At 33.5% G+C, this 1,392-nt stretch carries 1 protein-coding gene; it reads right to left on the reverse strand.

The features are described 5' to 3' along the window. Position 1: 1 nt before the first annotated feature. Entirely contained in the window at positions 2-973 is a 972-nt protein-coding gene (locus tag CCU_RS13760) for a transglutaminase domain-containing protein (RefSeq protein WP_015535066.1), read from the reverse strand. Positions 974-1,392: the final 419 nt, after the last annotated feature.

The raw sequence follows: 1,392 nt of genomic DNA on the forward strand, positions 1-1,392 counted from the left end.
ATTAATAGTCAATCTTAATATACCCAGTACTGGCCGTGTCGTTATAACCATAACTAACATTCGAATATGTATTTCGACACTTTTCAAAAGCATCTTTTAATATATTAAGCATGACATCTGTATTCATACCATCTCCGTTCAATCCTAAATATCTAAAGCCAATCTCGGGCTCTCTTAGTGTTATTTTATTTATGAACAATTTAAATACATCCAAATGATTTCTGCATACCAACTTCTCTCTCATATAATATTCAAGTGAAAGGTCGTTACAATTCTCAATAGCATTATCCTTCCATATGTGGTCTCTCATTGCCAATGCATCATCTATCAAAAAGTAATCAAGGAACCTGCTTCCTGTCGATTTTGTACTTATATCCCATGTCACATCAAGATGATAATACTTGCCATTCAAGCGAACAATATTCCACATATGCTCGCTATTATACGATTCCTTTGTCCCATAACCGCTTACTACGCCACATTCAATGCCCACTCGATTAATAACATAGGAAAATGCAAGTGAAAATCCATCACAGACAGCCCTTTTATATAAAAAAGGACTTGCAGGATAATGGAATTTTTTATTTTCCGCATCAACTTCCTCATACTCAAAATTATCCACAAAGTACTTATAAACATTCATTAATCTGCCTACATTGTCAGCTTCTTTCATTGCACTGCTAATTATATCTTGTATTTCAAACTCCGTTCCGCTGTAAAAAGTTACTCTCTTTTCATATTCTGGGCAAGTATTTACAAACAGTATCATATAGCTTATCTTTTTAATAACTTTTATTTTCCCTGGTACATATAATATCCCGTTTTTACTTTTGCTTATTGCCTTATCATACAAATTCAAGATCTTATCGGTTGAAAATATCGGTAGACTAATCTGCGTTAACTTATTATCCAGCGCATTTATTATTTTATTGTATACGTTATATTCTTGGCTAGAAAATTTGTATATACTCATATCAGCTCTGTGAGTTAAAACTATTCCCTTCTATTTTTTTATTGTTCCTGTGACCTCTCCGGTGCTTCCACAATGGTCACATATAAACCTACCATTCCCCGAATAACAAGTATATTTCTTGCAACTCCCGCACCTCACAAATTCCTTGTTTCCGCAATAAGGACATCTATACTGAGGACCTAGCTTTGAATTTGAAATATCTATATCAAATGAGTTACTGCCATTTTGTTCAATACCAACATCAGTGGGGACTGTTTTAAGTCCATAAGTAAGCACCCAATCTCCATAATAATCAGTGTCATATCGTGCATAAAATTTACTGTGCACATTGCAACAATTCACTGGTAAAACAAAAGTTCTGCTGAGCATAACAAATTCCTTTCCTAAATATACTTTTTCTAATAACTACTGATATTTTT

The sequence above is a fragment of the Coprococcus sp. ART55/1 genome (assembly GCF_000210595.1).
In the GTDB taxonomy this organism is placed as follows: Bacteria; Bacillota; Clostridia; order Lachnospirales; family Lachnospiraceae; genus Coprococcus; species Coprococcus aceti.